The organism is Subdoligranulum sp. DSM 23681, assembly GCF_057005535.1.
In genome coordinates this window covers 1,041,711-1,058,865 of sequence record NZ_CM168050.1, presented here as the reverse complement: position 1 = coordinate 1,058,865, position 17,155 = coordinate 1,041,711, and the positions used below count along the sequence as shown (strand labels likewise).

Genomic DNA, 17,155 nt, shown 5'->3' with positions numbered 1-17,155 from the left:
ACCCTGCGGCGGTTTTTGTATGTGTCTTTTACGGGAAAGCAGCGGCCTTACAGCGCGGCCAGAGCGGCGCGCAGGCGGGCCAGGGTCTCCTCCTTGCCCAGCATGGCGGCCAGGTCGGTGCCGCCGCCCGGGGTGCGGGACTTGCCGGACAGGGCGATGCCCAGGGGATACAGCAGCCAGCCGTTCTTCTTTTCCATCTCCTCCGCCTTCTTGCGGCAGACTTCAAAGATGGCGTCCCGGTTCCAGTCGGCTTCCCCTTCCAGCACCGGCAGCAGGGCCTCCAGGGCTTCCTTGGCGGATTCCGGGGTGGTCTTCTGCTTCTTGTTGCGGTAGAGCTCGGCGTCAAAGGGCAGCGCTGCGTCAAAGAAGTCCAGCTGGGGCGGAATGTCCTCCAGCACCTCGCAGCGGGGCTGCAGGTTGGCGCACAGCAGGTCACGGTCAATATCGCGGTGCACGGCCTGGTCAATGAAGGGATCGGCCAGACGGCGGAACTCCTCGGCGGGCAGGGCCCGGATGTAGGCGGCGTTGATGGCCCGCAGCTTCAGCGGGTCAAAGATGGCCGGGGACTTGGAGATGCGGGTGGGGTCCCAGATGCGGATCATCTCGTCCAGGTTGAAGATCTCCTGTTCTCCCTCGGGGGCCCAGCCCAGCAGCAGCAGGTAGTTCAGCACCGCTGCGGGCAGGTAGCCCTTGGCCACCAGGTCCTGGTAGCTGGCGTCGCCGTTGCGCTTGGACAGCTTGTGCTGGGCGTCCTTCATCACCGGCGGGCAGTGGATGTAGGTGGGGATCTCCCAGCCGAACGCCTTGTACAGCAGATTGTACTTGGGGGTGCTGGACAGGTACTCGCTGCCCCGGATGACGTGGGTGATGCCCATGAGGTGGTCGTCCACCACGTTGGCAAAGTTGTAGGTGGGCATGCCGTCGGTCTTCAGCAGGATCTGGTCGTCCAGCTCGCTGTTGTCCACCTCGATGTGCCCGAAGACCAGGTCGTCAAAGGCGGTCTTGCCCTCGGTGGGGATCTTCTGCCGGATGACGTAAGGCTCCCCGGCGGCCAGCTTGGCTTCCACTTCCTCCTGGGACAGGTTGCGGCAGTGCCCGTCGTAGTGGGTCATCTCGCCGGCGGCCTTCTGGCTTTCGTGCAGGGCTTCCAGCCGCTCGTTGGTGCAGAAGCAGTAGTAGGCTTCACCCTTGCGGACCAGCTCCTCGGCATACTGCTTGAACATGCCCATGCGCTCACTCTGCACATAGGGGCCCACCGGACCGCCGATGTCCGGGCCTTCGTCCCAGGTCAGGCCGGTGGCCTTCAGGGTGTTGTAGATGATGTCGGTGGCACCTTCCACCAGGCGTCCCTGGTCGGTGTCCTCAATGCGCAGGATAAAGGTGCCGCCGTTGTGGCGGGCCTGCAGATAGGTATACAGCGCGGTGCGCAGGTTGCCCACGTGCATGTAGCCCGTGGGAGACGGCGCAAAGCGGGTGCGTACGGTGTTGGCCATAAAACAAACTTCCCCCTGTATAATAAAGGTTCTCTATCCCACAGTTTAGCGGTCACGGCCGGGTTTGTCAACCAAAGGGCGGGGGATTCAGTCCTCCGGGTCGATCTGGATCTTGTCCTTGGCAAAATCCAGCGCCAGACCGATGAGCTCGTTGCGGGACCGGTTGGTCTTTTTCGCCAGGTCATCATAGAAATCCACGATGGATTTGTCCACCCGGATGGTGAACATCACCGGCTCCGTCTTTTTGGAAATTTTCAGTGTTTCCATATTTTACCACCACCTTATCACCCATTATCCACGCAGAAAACATGGAAAAATATGGCTAAAAAATGTTTACATTTTAACATAAAGTGATGTATACTGATGATATTCGACCCTGTTATCCCAGAAGGAGACGGTTATGAGGAAGAAAAATTCTTTTCCGCTTCTGGAAACCCTGGCCCGCGGCATGGGGTGCGCGTATCTGTCTGATCTGAAATATCTGGATGCATCCGGACAAAGAAAACTGGCCGGACTGGTGCGGAGCGTGCCGGTGCAGGCGGCGGAGGCAAACGCCTGGAACGACGCCCTGACCTACCTGACCGGACAGCCGGCGCAGCCCGGAGCCGGACAGGCGCGGCAGGCCCTGCTGCAGGCCCTGGAATCCTCCCTTGACACCCGGGGACCGGCTGGCTATAATGTAGGGGAATAAACCGACGAGGCGAGGGTAAAACCGTGCCGGCGCCCACAGAGAGCCCCCGATGCTGGGAAGGGGGCGGAAGGCCGCACGGACAAATGGATCGCCGAGGGCGGCGGGGAACCCCTCTATCCGGGCAGTATCCGCCGACGTGAGCCCCCGTTACCGGGCAGGGACGCAGACTGCGCCCCGTCAAGAGGCCGCGCACCCAAAGGGCGCGGCAAGCAAGGTGGCACCACAGGTAAACAACAAGCCTGCCCTTGCACAGAATCCACTTCTGTGCGGGGGCAGCTTTTTTTATCTCCTCCGCCAACATCAAAGGAGCTGAAATACCATGTCTGAACTTCTCAAACGCAAACGGATCCTTTCCGGCATCCAGCCCACCGGCACCCCCACCCTGGGCAACTACCTGGGCGCCCTGCGCAACTGGGCCCTTCTGCAGAACAACTACGACTGCCTGTATATGGTGGCTGACCTGCACGCCCTGACCGTGCGCCAGAACCCGGCGGAGCTGCGCCGCAACACCCGGTCCCTGGCCGCCCTGCTGCTGGCCCTGGGCATCGACCCCAAGGAGCATGTGCTCTTTGTGCAGAGCCATGTGCCCGCCCACTGTGAGCTGAGCTGGATCCTGGCCTGCAACACCCAGTTCGGGGAACTGTCCCGCATGACCCAGTTCAAGGACAAGAGCGCCAAGCATCCGGACAATGTCAACGGCGGCCTGTTCACCTACCCGGTGCTCATGGCGGCGGATATCCTGGTCTACAACGCCGACCTGGTGCCGGTGGGCCAGGACCAGACCCAGCACCTGGAGCTGGCCCGCAACATCGCCGGCCGGTTCAACAACGTCTACGGCGAGACCTTCACCCTGCCCGAAGGCTATGTGCCCGCCGCCGGTGCCAAGATCACCTCCCTGGCCGAGCCCACCAAGAAGATGAGCAAGTCCGACCCCAACGCCAACAGCTTCATCCTGCTCACCGACGACCGGGATACCATCGTGCGCAAGTTCAAGCGGGCGGTCACCGACTCCGACGGGGTGGTGCGCTTCGATATGGCCAACAAGCCCGGTGTGTCCAACCTGATGACCATCTATGCCGCCTTCACCGGCAAGACCATGGCCGAGATCGAGACCGAGTTTGCGGGCAAGGGCTACGGCGACTTCAAGATGGCCGTGGCCGAGACCACCGCCGACGCCATCTGCCCGGTGCAGGAGGAACTGCAGCGCATCCTGGCGGACAAGGCCTATGTGGACGGGGTGCTCAAGGACGGCGCCGAGCGGGCTGCCCGTCTGGCCAACCGCACCGTGTCCAAGGTGTACCGCAAGGTAGGCCTGCTGCAGCTGGACAAGTAAGGTTTCCGATACCGGAAACTGCTTGACAGCGACACAATTTTTGGATATAATGGTACAACTGGTGCGGCCCCCAAGGGCCGCACAACTTTTACTTTGAGTAAGGAGCTATCCAAAATGGCCAAAGAGGTTATTGTTACCCGCGAGGGATATGCGAAGCTGGAGCAGGACCTGGACAACCTGCGCACCGTCAAACGGAAAGAAGTGGCGGACAAGATCAAGGTGGCCCGCGGCTACGGCGACCTTTCGGAAAATGCCGAATATGACGCCGCCAAGGAAGAGCAGGCCATCGTGGAAGCCCGCATCGCCGACCTGGAAGCTACCCTGAAGGTCGCCCGCATCATCGACGACAACGAGCTGTCCCATGACACCGTCTCCATCGGCATGAAGGTCAAGATCCTGGCCGACGGCGACGACGAGGAAGACGCCGAGGAATACGACATCACCGGCTCCACCGAAGCCGACATGGACCTGAACCGCATCAGCGACGAGAGCCCGGTGGGCGCTGCCCTCATCGGCCACAAGGCCGGCGACGTGGTGGCCGTCACCCTGCCCAACGGCAATGTGATCGACTACAAGATCCTGGCCGTCAGCCGCAGCAAGTAAGTCAAGGCATACAGCGCCGGGCGGGTCCGACCCGGCCGGCGCCGTTTATTTACAGAAAAGAGGAATCTTCTCATGCAGAACACCCCCGTCAACGCTGCCACCGAGCAGGCTGTGCGCCGCCAGAAGCTGGCGGACCTGCAGGCTGCCGGGCATGACCCGTTCACCATCACCAAGTATCCCCAGGACGCTTTCTCCGCCGACCTGCAGGCCGAATTCAAAGACCTGCCCGCCGAGAGCGAGACCGGCAAGGTGGTCACTCTGGCCGGACGCCTGATGTCCAAACGTGTGATGGGCAAGGCCAGCTTTGCCCATCTGCGGGACGCCAAAGGGGACATCCAGATCTTTGCCAAGCGGGACGTGCTGGGCGACGAACCCTACGCCGCCTTCAAAAAGCTGGATGTGGGCGACATCGTGGGCTGCAAGGGCGAGGTGTTCCGCACCCGCATGGGCGAGCTCAGCGTGCGCATCAGCGAACTGACCCTGCTGTCCAAGAGCCTGCTGCCCCTGCCGGAGAAGTTCCACGGCCTGACCGACCGGGAAGCCCGCTACCGTCAGCGGTATGTGGACCTGATCGTCAACCCGGAGGTCAAGCGGACCTTTGTGCGCCGCAGCCAGATCCTGCGGGAACTGCGCGCCTTCCTGGACAACAAGGGCTTCCTGGAAGTGGAGACCCCCATCCTGACCCCCTTTGAGATCGGCGCATCCGCCCGTCCCTTCCTCACCCACCACAACACCCTGGATATGGACATGGTCCTGCGCATCGAGACCGAGCTGTATCTGAAGCGGCTGGTGGTAGGCGGCATGGACCGGGTGTACGAAGTGGGCCGCATCTTCCGCAACGAGGGCATGGACCCCAAGCACAACCCCGAGTTCACCACCATCGAGCTGTATCAGGCCTACACCGACTACCACGGCATGATGGACCTGGTGGAAGAGATGATGAAGACGGTGGCCCAGAAGGTCTGCGGCAGCCTGCAGATCGAGTACCAGGGCAAGCAGATCGACCTGTCCCACTGGGAGCGGCTGACCATGCTGGAAGCGGTCAAGAAGTATTCCGGCGTGGACTTCACCACCGTGGCTTCGGACGAGGAAGCCATCGCCCTGGCCAAGGAGCATCATGTGGAACTGCCCGAAGTGCCCACCAAGGGCGCCATCCTGGCCGAGTTCTTCGACGCCTTCGTGGAGGACAAGCTGATCCAGCCCACCTTCATCTATGACTACCCCGTGGAGATCAGCCCCCTGGCCAAGCGCAAGCCCGACGACCCGGCGTTCACCGAGCGGTTCGAGTATTTCATCAACTGCACCGAGTTCGGCAACGCCTTCAGCGAGCTCAACGACCCCATCGACCAGAAGGGCCGCTTTGAGCGCCAGGTGGAGGAGCGCAAGAAGCTGGAACCCACCAGCAAGGCCCAGGTGGACTACGACTACATCACCGCCCTGGAATACGGCCTGCCCCCCACGGGTGGCCTGGGCTTCGGTGTGGACCGTCTGATCATGCTGCTCACCGACTCCGCCTCCATCCGCGATGTGCTGCTGTTCCCGACCATGAAGCCGCTGGACTGAGAAGCCTTCCCGCATAACAGAGACTAAGAAAGAGCACCCTCCGATTGGTTCGGAAGGTGCTCTTTTTGTTTGTATGGCGATGCGCGGGCGCGTCAGTCCATCTCCCGCAGCTGCCGCTGCAAAAGGGTCCCCACCGCCCCGGCCAGCTGGTCCACCTGGCGGATGCGCACGAACTCCCGGCCGTAGATGGTTTTCAGGGCGGGCACGTCCCGGTCCAGGCCCAAAAAGATGGCCCCCACCCGGAACCCCTGGCTGCGCAGGGCCCGGACCTGGGCAGCGGTGTCGTCCACGGCGGCCTGGTCCCCGTAGTCCCGGCCAATGGGCATGGCCGCAGAGGGGGCGATCTTCTGGCTGTCGTTGGGGCTGGCGTCGGTCAGGATCAGCAGCAGTTTGTGCCCGCAGCCGGAATCCGCCAGACGGGCGGCGGCGCGCAGGGCCAGACCATCCCGGTTCCACCCGGCGGCAAAATAGTCAAAGACCGACCGGCAGCCCGGGTCCTGGTAGCCTTTCAGCCGTTGCAATACCGTATACCCCCGCAGGCTGCGGAAGGCGAAAATCTGCAGTTTTACCCCGCAGCGGAGCAGGCTTTCGGCCAGGATGTACCCTTGTGCGGCGATGGTCTCCTGGCTGTTCAGCCGGGAGGCGGAGGCGTCCAGCAGCAGATCCACCGAAAGATCCGGCTGGATGTCCTCGGCCTGCCGCAGAAAGACGGACGGGTCCCCCAGGCAGGGCGCCCGCCAGACCCGGCGGCTGTTGAGCCGTCCGGACCGGGCCCGCACCGGCTGGGGCTGGCTGTAGGAGCGCAGGGCCTCCGCCAGCTGCTCGCTCAGCCGCCGGATGCCGCTGGCGCAGAGCCCGCTGTTTCTGGCGTAAAAGTCCAGGTTGCGCTGCCGCTGGAGGGCTGCGTCCCGGGCCAGACGGGCGGCCTCCCCGTCCGGGGGCCGGTGGGAGGCGGGCTCTCCCCGGGTGATCCACAGATGGCAGGTGCGGTGGCTGCCGGTGCACAGCTCCTGTTCCAGCATGGCCAGGTCGTGGTCGTTGTACAGGCAGCGGCCGAAGCAGGTTTCAATGTAGGCCCGGTCGCTCTCGGCCCGACGGGCGGAAAGGTGTCGGGCCAGCAGGGCCTTGCCCGCCGGTCGGGCGTTGACCGCCTGCAGCTGGTCGCTGCGCCGCAGCACCAGCTGGTCGGTGTGGCGCACCTCGGTGGGGACCAGCTTGGTGAGCAGGGCGGCCGCCAGCCCTTTCAGGTGCAGGGCGTGGGGCCCCCGGTCCGGTTCGTCGCCGGAAAAGAGAAAAAAGGTCTGCAGCATTTCCTGCAGGGCGGCAATGACCCCTTGGGTGTCCAGGGACCCGGGCAGGGCCAGGGCCTTGGCCAGCTCCCGGGCCCGGGGCGTCAGCAGGGGCGGGCGGCGTCCGGCCAGGGGGGCCCAGCGGGCTTCCTGCTGTTCAAACACCCGGTTGTTCTTGGCCATCCATTGCTGGCGGGACATGGTTTTCTGTCCGGCAAAAAAATCCAGGGCATGCTGCTGCCGCAGCTGGGCCAGGATGGGCCGGTGGGGCAGCTCCTTCTCATAGACGCAGTTTTCCAGCCCCAGCCAGACCAGCTCGTCGAACATGGTCCGGCGGGGACTGCCTCCGTAAGAGGCAAAAAAGCCTTCCAGGCGGGACATATCCAGCCATCTGGCCGTCAGCCCCACCACGCAGTTGAAGTAGAAGTCAGGCTGCCCGTCCGGGGTAAAGGCCATGAAAGGCGGGTCCAGGTCATATCGGCCGGCGGCGGCCCAGATGAGATTCAGCGCCCGACGCTGTTCCGGGCTGTATTGACGCTGCAGCATGCCATCACCCCGGAAAGACCTTGCCCCGGTCCAGGTTCCTGGGGATGCGGGCCGCGATCACGTCCCGGATCAGGGTCTGCTCGTAGGGGTCGAAGGTCTTGTTGGTGATGCACAGGTCCAGGGCCGCGCTGGCGTCCAACCCCCGCTGGATCAGCCGTAAGGCGTCCAGCAGGCCCCGCAGGTCCACCGCCCGGGCGGAGATCTCGGCGCTGTCCGCCTTCTTGTTCAGGTCGTAGAACAGCTGGACGAACTGTCCGGCAAACCGGGGGCTGATTTGGGGAAAATGGTGGCGCAGCAGCTTGTTCATGTCCTCCTCAGAGATCAGCGGCAGGTCCAGCACCGCAAACCGGGAGACCAGTGCCTCGTTCAGTTCCCGGGTGCCGGCGTAGCCGTAGTTCATGGTGCCGATGAACCGGGCGGCGTCATCCACCCGGATCAGGTCGTAGCCCGGTACGTCGATGGTGCGGCGGTAGTCCAGGGTGGCGTGGAGCACGGCCAGAGCCTCGTTCTTGGCCATGTTGATCTCGTCCAGCACCCCGAACCCGCCGCAGCGGGCACACTGGCACACCGGCCCGGGGGAAAAGACCACCTTTTCCCCGTTGAAGGTGTCCGACCCGATGAGGTAGGAGGCGTCCATATTGATGTGGAAGGACACATTCCAGCAAGGACGTCCGAACGCCCGGGCCAGGTTTTCGGCCAGCACATTCTTGCCGGTGGCTTTGGGACCGGCCAGCAGCAGGTTCTCCCCGCACAGCAGGACGGTGGCGGCCTGGTTCCACACCTCCCGGCCGTAGTAGCGGTAGCGGGGCTCCGGGATGCGGTCGGCCATGCCCTGGGGCACGGGGTGTTCGGCGCGGAAATCCGCAATGCCCTGGATGACCGCCGGGGCCACCCCTTCTTCTTTCAGAAAATCCAGCATAGAAACCATCCCCTTTTGTCTTAACTATAGGAAGTCGGTCCGGGATTGTCAATAAAGGGCGTCCGGGCGCAGACAGGGAAAAAGTCCCCGGCGGCCCGCAGCCCGCCGGAGACTTTCTGGTGCAAAGGAAAACGCTTATTCCACCGGCAGCAGCACGGCGCTTTCGGCGGGCATGGTCAGGGTGCCGTTTTCCAGCGTGACCGGCCCGCCCAGGGCAAACAGGGGCTGTCCGGCGGGGGAGAGGCCACAGGGGCAGCGGACCTGTCGGGCAGCGGGGTTCACCGCCGCCAGGATCTTCTCCCCGCCGCCGGTGCGCAGGTACACCAGCGGGTAGGCGTCGGCCTCGCAGTAAATGAACTCCATGCCGCCGTCCGCCTGCAGGGCCGGGTGGGCCTTGCGCACCTCACACAAGGTCTGTACCGTGTGCCACAGGGAGGCACTGTCGGCCATGCCGTCGGCCACGGTGGGGGCGTCGGCGGCAGGGTCCTGGGCGGTGTACAGCTGATCCGCTTCGGCTGCGGAGAAGCCGTAGTTCTTTTCGTGGTCCCACTGCATGGGGCTGCGGGAGCCGGTGCGGTTATAGCCGCCCTCCACCGAATCCAGGTCCAGGTACCGCATGGCGATCTCGTCCCCGTAGTACACGAAGGGGGCCCCGGGCATGGACAGAAGGAAGGCGAAGGCGATCTTCATCTCCTCCGGGTCCAGCCAGTGGCGCAGCCGCTCCATATCGTGGTTGCCGGAGGGGATGCACATCAGCCCCTTGCCGCTGGTCAGGCGGTAGTTCTTTTCATAGGTATCCGCAAAGGCCCGGGCATTGCCCTTGCCCTCCCGGCTGAAGAAGGGATGGCCGCACCGGAACAGGTCCATGTAATGGGAATTGCCGAAATGCAGCAAAAAGTCCATGTGGAACCCGCCCATCAGGGACTTGTCCGGCTCGCCCCACTCGGAGAGCATCACCGCGTCGGGGTACTTTTCATCCAGGAACCGGCGCACCTGCTGCCACAGCTTGATGGTCTCCTGGCTGTCCGGGTCATTTTTTACCAGCGATCCGGCCATGTCGATGCGGAAGCCGTCGCATCCCCGGGACAGCCAGAAGTCCATCACATCCATCATGGCCTGCCGGGTGGCCAGGGCTTCGGGGGAGTCCACCGCGCTCTGCCAGGGCTCGGTGGGGTGGGCAAAGCCGTAGTTCAGCGCCGGCTGGTTGGAGAAAAAGTTCACCGCCACGCAGCCGTTGCGGGGATACAGCCCCCGCAAAGACCCGGTGATGTTGCCATAGCCCGCCACATCGTGCCAGATGGAATCGCTCCAGATGTACCGCCCGGAATACTCGTTCTTTTCCACCTTGCAGGACTGGGCGAACCAGGGATGCCGGATGGAGGTGTGCCCCGGCACCAGGTCCAGGATCACATGCATGTCCCGGCGGTGGGCCTCCGCAAACAGGCGGATCAGGTCCTCGTTGGTGCCGTAGCGGGGGGCCACCTGGCAGTAGTCCTCCACATCATAGCCTGCGTCCCCGAAGGGGGAGAGGAAGCAGGGGTTCAGCCACAAAGCGTTGCAGCCCAGCTCCCGGATGTAATCCAGCTTGCGGATGATGCCGGCCAGGTCCCCGATGCCGTCGCCGTTGGTATCCAGGAAACTTTGGGGATAGATCTCATAGAAGATGCTTTTTTTCAGCCAATGGTCCATAAACATACAGCCTCCTGCCAGGATCGCCGGCGTTGCCGGACGGTTTTTCTGCCTGCATTATAGCGCGTTTCGCCGGCGGAAAAAAGAGCCAAAACCCACAAAAAACACCGCCGAAAAACCGGCATCCCCGCCAACGAGTGCCAAAACCGTTAAAAAAGTGTCAGCTTCCCCTTGCGCTGACGCCCGTTTATGCGTATAATAAAGGCATAGCGAAAGGGGATACTGCGCCCCGCCGCCAGGGAAACCCCAAAATGCAGAAACTAAGGAAAATCTACGGATCGAGAGGAGATTTTTACCATGGGTTTGGGCAAAAAGACCATCGACGATGAAAACTACGCCGGCAAGCGCGTTCTTGTCCGCTGCGACTTCAACGTCCCGATGAAGGACGGCGTCATCACCAATGACAACCGCATCAATGCGGCCCTGCCGACCATCAAGAAGCTGATCAACGACGGCGCCAAGGTCATCCTGTGCAGCCATCTGGGCAAGCCGAAGAACGGCCCCGAAGAGAAGTTCAGTCTGGCTCCTGTGGCGGTGCGCCTGTCCGAGAAGCTGGGCCAGCCCGTCACCTTCGCTGATGACGACAACGTGGTCGGCCCCAAGGCCAAGGCTGCTGCTGCCACCATGGGCAACGGCGATGTGGTCCTGCTGCAGAATACCCGTTTCCGCAAGGAAGAGACCAAGAACATCGACACCTTCAGCCAGGAACTGGCTTCTCTGGCTGACGCTTATGTGGATGACGCCTTCGGCTCCTGCCACCGCGCCCACTGCTCCACCGCCGGCGTCACCGACTATATCAAGGACACCGCTGTGGGCTACCTGATGGAAAAGGAAATCAAGTACCTGGGCAACGCTGTCAACGATCCCGTCCGTCCCTTCACCGCCATCCTGGGCGGCGCCAAGGTCGCGGACAAGCTGAACGTCATCTCCAACCTGCTGGAAAAGGTCGACACCCTGATCATCGGCGGCGGCATGGCCTACACCTTCCTGAAGGCCCAGGGCTACGAGATCGGCACCAGCCTGTGCGACGACTCCAAGCTGGACTACTGCAAGGAAATGATGGAAAAGGCCAAGGCCAAGGGCGTCAAGCTGCTGCTGCCCGTTGACACCGCCTGCGTGGCTGCCTTCCCCGATCCCATCGACGCTCCCGTCGAGACCAAGATCTGCCCCGTCACCGATATGCCCGCCGACATGGAAGGCTGCGACATCGGCCCCGCTACCATGAAGCTGTTTGCCGACGCCGTCAAGGCTTCCAAGACTGTTGTGTGGAACGGCCCCATGGGCGTGTTTGAGAACCCGACCCTGGCTGCCGGCACCCTGGCTGTTGCCAAGGCCATGGCCGAAAGCGACGCTACCACCGTCATCGGCGGCGGCGACAGCGCGGCGGCTGTCCAGCAGATGGGCCTGGGCGACAAGATGACCCACATCTCCACCGGCGGCGGCGCCTCCCTGGAATACCTGGAAGGCAAGGAACTGCCCGGTATCGCTGTCATTCAGAACGCATAATCTACCCGCTATGCGCGGCGGCTCTGCCGCCGCGCATTTTTGACGGAACAAAAACAGGAGGTTTTTCTCATGGATAAGCAGAATCGCAAAGCCGTTATCGCCGGCAACTGGAAGATGAACATGACCCCCACCGATGCGGGCCATCTGCTGGACCACCTGATCCCGCTGGTCGCCGACGCCGGCTGCGAGGTCGTCGTCTGCGTGCCCGCCACCGACCTGTGCGTGGCTGTGGCCAAGTGCTCCGGCACCAACATCCATGTGGGCGCCCAGAACGTGCACTTTGAAAAGTCCGGTGCCTTCACCGGCGAGATCAGCGCCGACATGCTCACCGACCTGGGCGTGGAATATGTGGTCATCGGCCACAGCGAGCGCCGTCAGTACTTCGCCGAGACCGACGAGACCGTCAACAAGCGCACCAAGGCGGCTCTGGCCGGCGGCCTGAAGCCCATCGTCTGCGTGGGCGAGAGCCTGACCCAGCGTGAGCAGGGCGTCACCGAAGAGCTGGTCCGCATGCAGGTCAAGATCGCCCTGAACGGTGTCACCGCTGACGAGCTGAAGAACGTCATCATCGCCTACGAGCCCATCTGGGCCATCGGCACCGGCAAGACCGCCACCGCCGACCAGGCCGAGGAAGTCTGCGCCGCCATCCGCAAGGTGGTGGGCGAGCTGTACGGCGAGGACGCCGCCAAGGCCCTGACCGTCCAGTACGGCGGCAGCATGAACGCCAAGAACGCTGAGGAACTGCTCAGCAAGCCCGACGTGGACGGCGGCCTCATCGGCGGCGCCTCCCTGAAGGCCGACCAGTTCGCCATCATCGTGGACGCAGCCACCAAGGGCTGATCCCGGCGGACCAATATCCCAAATTTAGGTAAGGAGCAATTTTTCCCATGTCCAAGAAACCTGTTCTTCTTTGCATTATGGACGGCTTCGGCTGGACGCCGGACAACACCTTCGGCAACGCCGTGGCCGCCGCCAACACCCCCAACCTCGACAAGATCTTTGCCGAGTGCCCCATGACCACCATCCAGGCCTCCGGCATGGCTGTGGGCCTGCCTGACGGCCAGATGGGCAACAGCGAAGTGGGCCACACCAACATGGGCGCCGGCCGCATCGTCTACCAGCAGCTGACCCTCATCACCAAGAGCATCCAGGACGGCGAGATGGTCAAGAACCCGGTCCTGGTCAAGAACATGAAGGCTGCCATCGACGCCGGCAAGGCCATCCATCTCATGGGCCTGGTGGGCACCGGCGGTGTCCACAGCCATGCCGACCACTGGTTCGGCGTGCTGGATATGGCCAAGCATATGGGCGCCACCAAGGTCTACCTGCACTGCATCATGGACGGCCGTGACACCGACCCCCATTCCGGCAAGGGCTTCCTGGCTGACCTGCAGGCCAAACTGGACGAGCTGGGCATCGGCGAGATCGCCACTGTCACCGGCCGTTACTACGCCATGGACCGCGATTCCAACTGGGATCGTGAGGAAAAGGCCTACGCCGCTTTCGTCTACGGCGAAGGCCGCCGCGCCGCCAACGCCCAGGAGGCCATCGACGCCTCCTACGCCGAGGATGTCACCGACGAGTTCGTGGTCCCCGTCATCACCTGCGAGGGCGGCCGCGTTCAGGAAGGCGACACCGTCATCTTCATGAACTTCCGCCCCGACCGTGCCCGTCAGATGACCCGCATCTTCGTGGACGACGACTTCAAGGGCTTCGAGCGCCGCTACGGCCGCTTCCCCGTGAACTACGTCTGCATGGCCGAGTACGACGCCACCATGCCCAACTGCGAAGTGGCCTACCCGCCGGTGGAGCTGAAGAACGTGCTGGGCGAGTACCTGGCTGCCCACGGCAAGACCCAGCTGCGCATTGCCGAGACCGAGAAGTATGCCCATGTGACCTTCTTCTTCAACGGCGGCGTGGAAGCCCCCTACGAGGGCGAGGACCGCAAGGTCATCCCCAGCCCCAAGGTGGCCACCTACGACCTGAAGCCCGAGATGAGCGCCCCCGAGGTGGCCGAAGAGTGCCGCCAGCGCATCGAGAGCGGCAAGTATGACGTCATCATCCTGAACTTTGCCAACTGCGACATGGTCGGTCACACCGGCGTGTTCGACGCGGCCGTCAAGGCCGTGGAGGCTGTGGATGCGGGCGTCAAGAAGGTCATGGACGCCGTGCTCAAGATGGGCGGCGTCATGTTCCTGACCGCCGACCACGGCAACGCTGAGAAGATGAAGAACCCGGACGGCTCTCCCTTCACCGCCCACACCACCAACGTGGTGCCCTTCGCGGTCATCGGAGCCGGCGACGTGAAGCTGCGGGAAGGCGGCTGCCTGGCCGACATCGCCCCCACCATGCTGCCCTTCATCGGCCTGGAAGTCCCCGCCGAAATGACCGGCAAGAGCATCATCGTCGGCTGATTTTTCCCTGCATCTTTGCCCGGAGGCTGCCCGCCTCCGGGCTTTTTTGTCTGCCCTTGCACCCGGGGAGCAAATGGGGTATGATAAGGACAGGCAAAACCGCAATACTGTGCCGCTCCCCCGCGGCCTAGGAATCAGAAGGAGAACACCATGCGTTATTGCAAAAAGTGCACCATGCCGGACACCCGTCCCGGCATCACCTTTGACGCCGAGGGCGTCTGCAGCGCCTGCCGTCATTACGAGCACCGCAAGGATGTGGACTGGGATGCCCGCTTCAAGGAATTTGAAAAGTTCTGCGATAAATACCGCGGCATGAACGGCCCCGGCGGCTATGACTGCGCGGTGGCGGTCTCCGGCGGCAAGGACAGCCATTTCCAGGTCTGGATGCTCAAGGAAGTCATGCACATGAACCCCATCCTCTTCAGCGTGGAGGACAACTTCCCCATGACCCAGGCCGGCATCCACAACCTGAAGAATATCAGCGAGGAATTCGGCTGCACCATCATCAGCTGCAAGCCCAACATCAAGGTCCAGAAGGTCCTGATGCGCAAATTCTTTGAAAAGTACGGCAAGCCCACCTGGTATGTGGACCGTCTGATCTACACCTTCCCCCTGCACATGGCCGCCAAGTTCAACACCCCCATGCTCTGCTACGGCGAGAACGTCAGCTTTGAGTACGGCGGCAACGCCGACCAGGAGACCTACTCCGCCATGGACCAGATCGAAAACGGCGTGGCTGTGGGCATGCCCATGGAGGAACTGCTGGGCGACGGCGTCACCGAGAAGGACCTGAGCCTGACCCTGGCCCCCTCCGCCGAGGAGCGGGCCAAGCTGGACCCCTTCTACCTGAGCTACTTTGTGCCCTGGAACAGCTACAAGAACTACCAGATCGCCAAGGCGCACGGCTTCCATGACCTGACCCATGAGTGGGACCGCACCCACCATGCGGAAAACTTCGACCAGATCGACTCCCGCGCCTACCTGGTGCACTCCTGGCTGAAGTATCCCAAGTTCGGCCATGCCGCCGCCACCGACTACACCGCCCGCTATATCCGCTACGGCATGATGACCCGGGACGAGGCCATCAAGATCATCAAGGAACGGGACGGCAAGCTGGACCCGCTGTGCGTGCGGGATTTCTGTGACTTCTGCGGCTACACGGAGAGCGAGTTCTGGGCCATCATGGACAAGTTCTACAACCGCGACCTGTTCCAGAAGAACGAGTACGGCGAATGGGTGCTCAAGCATCCCATCTGGGAAGAAAACGCCTGAGCCGGAAGGAGCAGATCGTTACAATGGTCAAACACATCATTCTGTGGCAGCTCAAGCCGGAGCTGACCGCCGACGAGAAGGCCGAAGTCAAGGCGGGCATCAAGGCCGGACTGGAAGGTCTGGCCGGACAGATCCCCGGCCTGGTGGAGATCCATGTGCAGACCGAAGGCCTGCCCTCCTCCAACGCCGACGTGATGCTGGATTCCACCTTCACCGATGAGGCTTCCCTCAAGGGGTATTCGGTCCATCCCGCCCATGTGGCGGTGGCCGACGGCAAGGTCCGCCCCTACACCGCCACCCGCACCTGTCTGGATTACGAGATGTAAGCCCCCTTGCAAATACTGACGGGGTATGGTATAATCTCCAATATCTGAGCAAGGCAACGGCGCCGCGCATACAGGCTTATTCTGTATGCGCGGCGCTTTTTTTGATGGTGGAAGAAAGGAAGGAAACCTCTCATGGAAAAACTGCCCCGCTACGTGGAGATCGATTACTCCAAATATGCGCCCGATATCCCCGAAGACCAGCTGGAAACCTATTACGGTCTGCCCCAGAAGGTCCGATTCTGCAAGGAATGTGTCATGAGCAACCAGAAGCCCAACTCCTGCTACGAGTTTGAGCACACCATCCATTCCATCAAGAAGACCATGGTCATCCAGGATGACGGCGTCTGCGATGCCTGCCACGCCTGCCACAACAAGGCCAACGGCCATATCGACTGGGCCCTGCGGGAGAAGGAACTGCGGGAACTGTGCGATGAGTACCGCAAGACCGACGGCTCCTACGACTGCCTGGTCCCCGGCTCCGGCGGCAAGGACAGTTTTTATGCTGCCCACCTGCTCAAGTACAAGTACGGCATGCACCCCCTCACCGTGACCTGGGCGCCCCACATCTACACCCCCTGGGGCTGGGACAACATGCAGGCCTGGATCCATGCGGGCTTTGACAACTATCTGTGCACCCCCAACGGCATGACCCACCGTCTGCTCACCCGTCTGGCCACCGAAAACCTCTTCCACCCCTTCCAGCCCTTCATCCTGGGTCAGAAGCAGCTGGCCCCCAAGATGGCGGCCAAGTTCGGCATCCCTCTGGTCTTCTATGGCGAGAACGAGGCCGAGTTCGGCAACCCCATCGCGGACAACAACTCCGCCCTGCGGGATGAGCATTTCTTTGCGGTCAACGACTATGACCACATCTATCTGGGCGGCGTGAGCCTGCGCCAGCTGGAGGAGGACTACAAGATCGACAAGGCCGACCTGGCCATCTATCTGCCCTCCGAGACCTCCAACCTGGAGAAAAACCATGTCCAGGTGCGGTATCTGGGCTACTATGAGAAGTGGCATCCCCAGGGCGCCTACTACTACAGCGTGGAGCACGGCGGCTTCCGTCCCGCGCCGGAGCGCACCCAGGGCACCTACTCCAAGTACAATTCCATCGACGACAAGATCGACGATTTCTTCTACTACACCACCTACATCAAGTACGGCATCGGCCGCACCACCTACGACGCCGCCCAGGAGATCCGCAACGGCGAGATCACCCTGGACGAAGGCAAGGCCCTGTGCAAGAAGTTCGACGGCGAATACCCCGACCGCTTCGAGAAGGAGATCTTCAAGTATCTGTCCATCGACAAGAAGCACTTCCCCTGGGCCAGCCAGCTGTTTGAGCAGCCCCGCATGGACCGTGAGTACTTCATGCACCTGGCCGACCGCTTCCGCTCTCCCCATATCTGGAAGTATGAGAACGGCATCTGGAAGCTGCGCCACACCCCCTATGAGGGCGACAGCGAAGTGCTGTGGGGCGATCCCAAGGGCACCCATCACGAACAGTAACACAG

The 17,155-nt window shown here is 62.5% G+C and carries 15 protein-coding genes; 10 read left to right on the top strand and 5 right to left on the bottom strand.

Features of this window, described 5'->3' with window-relative positions; translation table 11 throughout:
- Window positions 1-47: 47 nt before the first annotated feature.
- Complete coding sequence (gene gltX / locus AC127K_RS05065; protein ID WP_294540598.1) at window positions 48-1,493, bottom strand: glutamate--tRNA ligase; 1,446 nt, start codon at window positions 1,491-1,493, stop codon at window positions 48-50.
- An 87-nt stretch (window positions 1,494-1,580) separates the two neighbouring features.
- Window positions 1,581-1,760 (bottom strand): ribbon-helix-helix domain-containing protein, encoded by a 180-nt coding sequence (locus AC127K_RS05060; protein WP_294540600.1) that lies wholly within the window; start codon window positions 1,758-1,760, stop codon window positions 1,581-1,583.
- A 133-nt stretch (window positions 1,761-1,893) separates the two neighbouring features.
- Between AC127K_RS05060 and AC127K_RS05055 the strand changes: the two genes are divergently transcribed.
- From AC127K_RS05055 to lysS, 4 genes are all read left to right on the top strand, one after another.
- Window positions 1,894-2,184 (top strand): hypothetical protein, encoded by a 291-nt coding sequence (locus AC127K_RS05055; protein ID WP_483721798.1) that lies wholly within the window; start codon window positions 1,894-1,896, stop codon window positions 2,182-2,184.
- 319 nt (window positions 2,185-2,503) lie between these two features.
- Window positions 2,504-3,517 (top strand): tryptophan--tRNA ligase, encoded by a 1,014-nt coding sequence (trpS, locus tag AC127K_RS05050; protein ID WP_483721797.1) that lies wholly within the window; start codon window positions 2,504-2,506, stop codon window positions 3,515-3,517.
- Between the two features lie 114 nt (window positions 3,518-3,631).
- On the top strand, window positions 3,632-4,120 hold the full coding sequence (greA, locus tag AC127K_RS05045; protein ID WP_294540607.1) for a transcription elongation factor GreA: 489 nt from the start codon (window positions 3,632-3,634) through the stop codon (window positions 4,118-4,120).
- 72 nt (window positions 4,121-4,192) lie between these two features.
- The gene (gene lysS / locus AC127K_RS05040; RefSeq protein WP_483721796.1) at window positions 4,193-5,683 is read left to right on the top strand and encodes a lysine--tRNA ligase; all 1,491 of its coding nucleotides are present in this window, start codon (window positions 4,193-4,195) and stop codon (window positions 5,681-5,683) included.
- A 92-nt stretch (window positions 5,684-5,775) separates the two neighbouring features.
- Here the strand turns inward: lysS and AC127K_RS05035 are convergent, their stop codons facing one another.
- The 3 genes from AC127K_RS05035 to AC127K_RS05025 all read right to left on the bottom strand — a co-directional run bounded on the left by AC127K_RS05035 (window position 5,776) and on the right by AC127K_RS05025 (window position 10,126).
- Window positions 5,776-7,518, bottom strand: coding sequence for a vWA domain-containing protein (locus tag AC127K_RS05035; protein ID WP_483721795.1), 1,743 nt, complete (start codon window positions 7,516-7,518; stop codon window positions 5,776-5,778).
- A 4-nt stretch (window positions 7,519-7,522) separates the two neighbouring features.
- On the bottom strand, window positions 7,523-8,446 hold the full coding sequence (locus tag AC127K_RS05030; protein ID WP_483721794.1) for an AAA family ATPase: 924 nt from the start codon (window positions 8,444-8,446) through the stop codon (window positions 7,523-7,525).
- A 126-nt stretch (window positions 8,447-8,572) separates the two neighbouring features.
- On the bottom strand, window positions 8,573-10,126 hold the full coding sequence (locus AC127K_RS05025; protein ID WP_483721793.1) for an alpha-amylase family glycosyl hydrolase: 1,554 nt from the start codon (window positions 10,124-10,126) through the stop codon (window positions 8,573-8,575).
- Between the two features lie 297 nt (window positions 10,127-10,423).
- Here AC127K_RS05025 and AC127K_RS05020 point away from each other — a divergent pair, with 297 nt between their 5' ends.
- The 6 genes from AC127K_RS05020 to AC127K_RS04995 all read left to right on the top strand — a co-directional run bounded on the left by AC127K_RS05020 (window position 10,424) and on the right by AC127K_RS04995 (window position 17,150).
- Entirely contained in the window at window positions 10,424-11,632 is a 1,209-nt protein-coding gene (locus AC127K_RS05020) for a phosphoglycerate kinase (protein ID WP_204647773.1), read from the top strand.
- A 69-nt stretch (window positions 11,633-11,701) separates the two neighbouring features.
- Window positions 11,702-12,472 carry a triose-phosphate isomerase gene (tpiA, locus tag AC127K_RS05015; protein WP_483721792.1) on the top strand — a complete coding sequence of 257 codons (771 nt, stop codon included), beginning with the start codon at window positions 11,702-11,704 and terminating at the stop codon, window positions 12,470-12,472.
- Between the two features lie 47 nt (window positions 12,473-12,519).
- Entirely contained in the window at window positions 12,520-14,046 is a 1,527-nt protein-coding gene (gene gpmI / locus AC127K_RS05010) for a 2,3-bisphosphoglycerate-independent phosphoglycerate mutase (RefSeq protein ID WP_483721791.1), read from the top strand.
- A 150-nt stretch (window positions 14,047-14,196) separates the two neighbouring features.
- The gene (locus AC127K_RS05005) at window positions 14,197-15,318 is read left to right on the top strand and encodes an N-acetyl sugar amidotransferase (protein ID WP_483721790.1); all 1,122 of its coding nucleotides are present in this window, start codon (window positions 14,197-14,199) and stop codon (window positions 15,316-15,318) included.
- Between the two features lie 23 nt (window positions 15,319-15,341).
- Window positions 15,342-15,644 (top strand): Dabb family protein, encoded by a 303-nt coding sequence (locus AC127K_RS05000; protein ID WP_483721789.1) that lies wholly within the window; start codon window positions 15,342-15,344, stop codon window positions 15,642-15,644.
- Window positions 15,645-15,776: 132 nt separating this feature from the next.
- A complete protein-coding gene (locus AC127K_RS04995) occupies window positions 15,777-17,150 on the top strand; it encodes an N-acetyl sugar amidotransferase (RefSeq protein ID WP_483721788.1) in 1,374 nt (457 codons plus the stop codon).
- Window positions 17,151-17,155 lie beyond the last annotated feature (5 nt).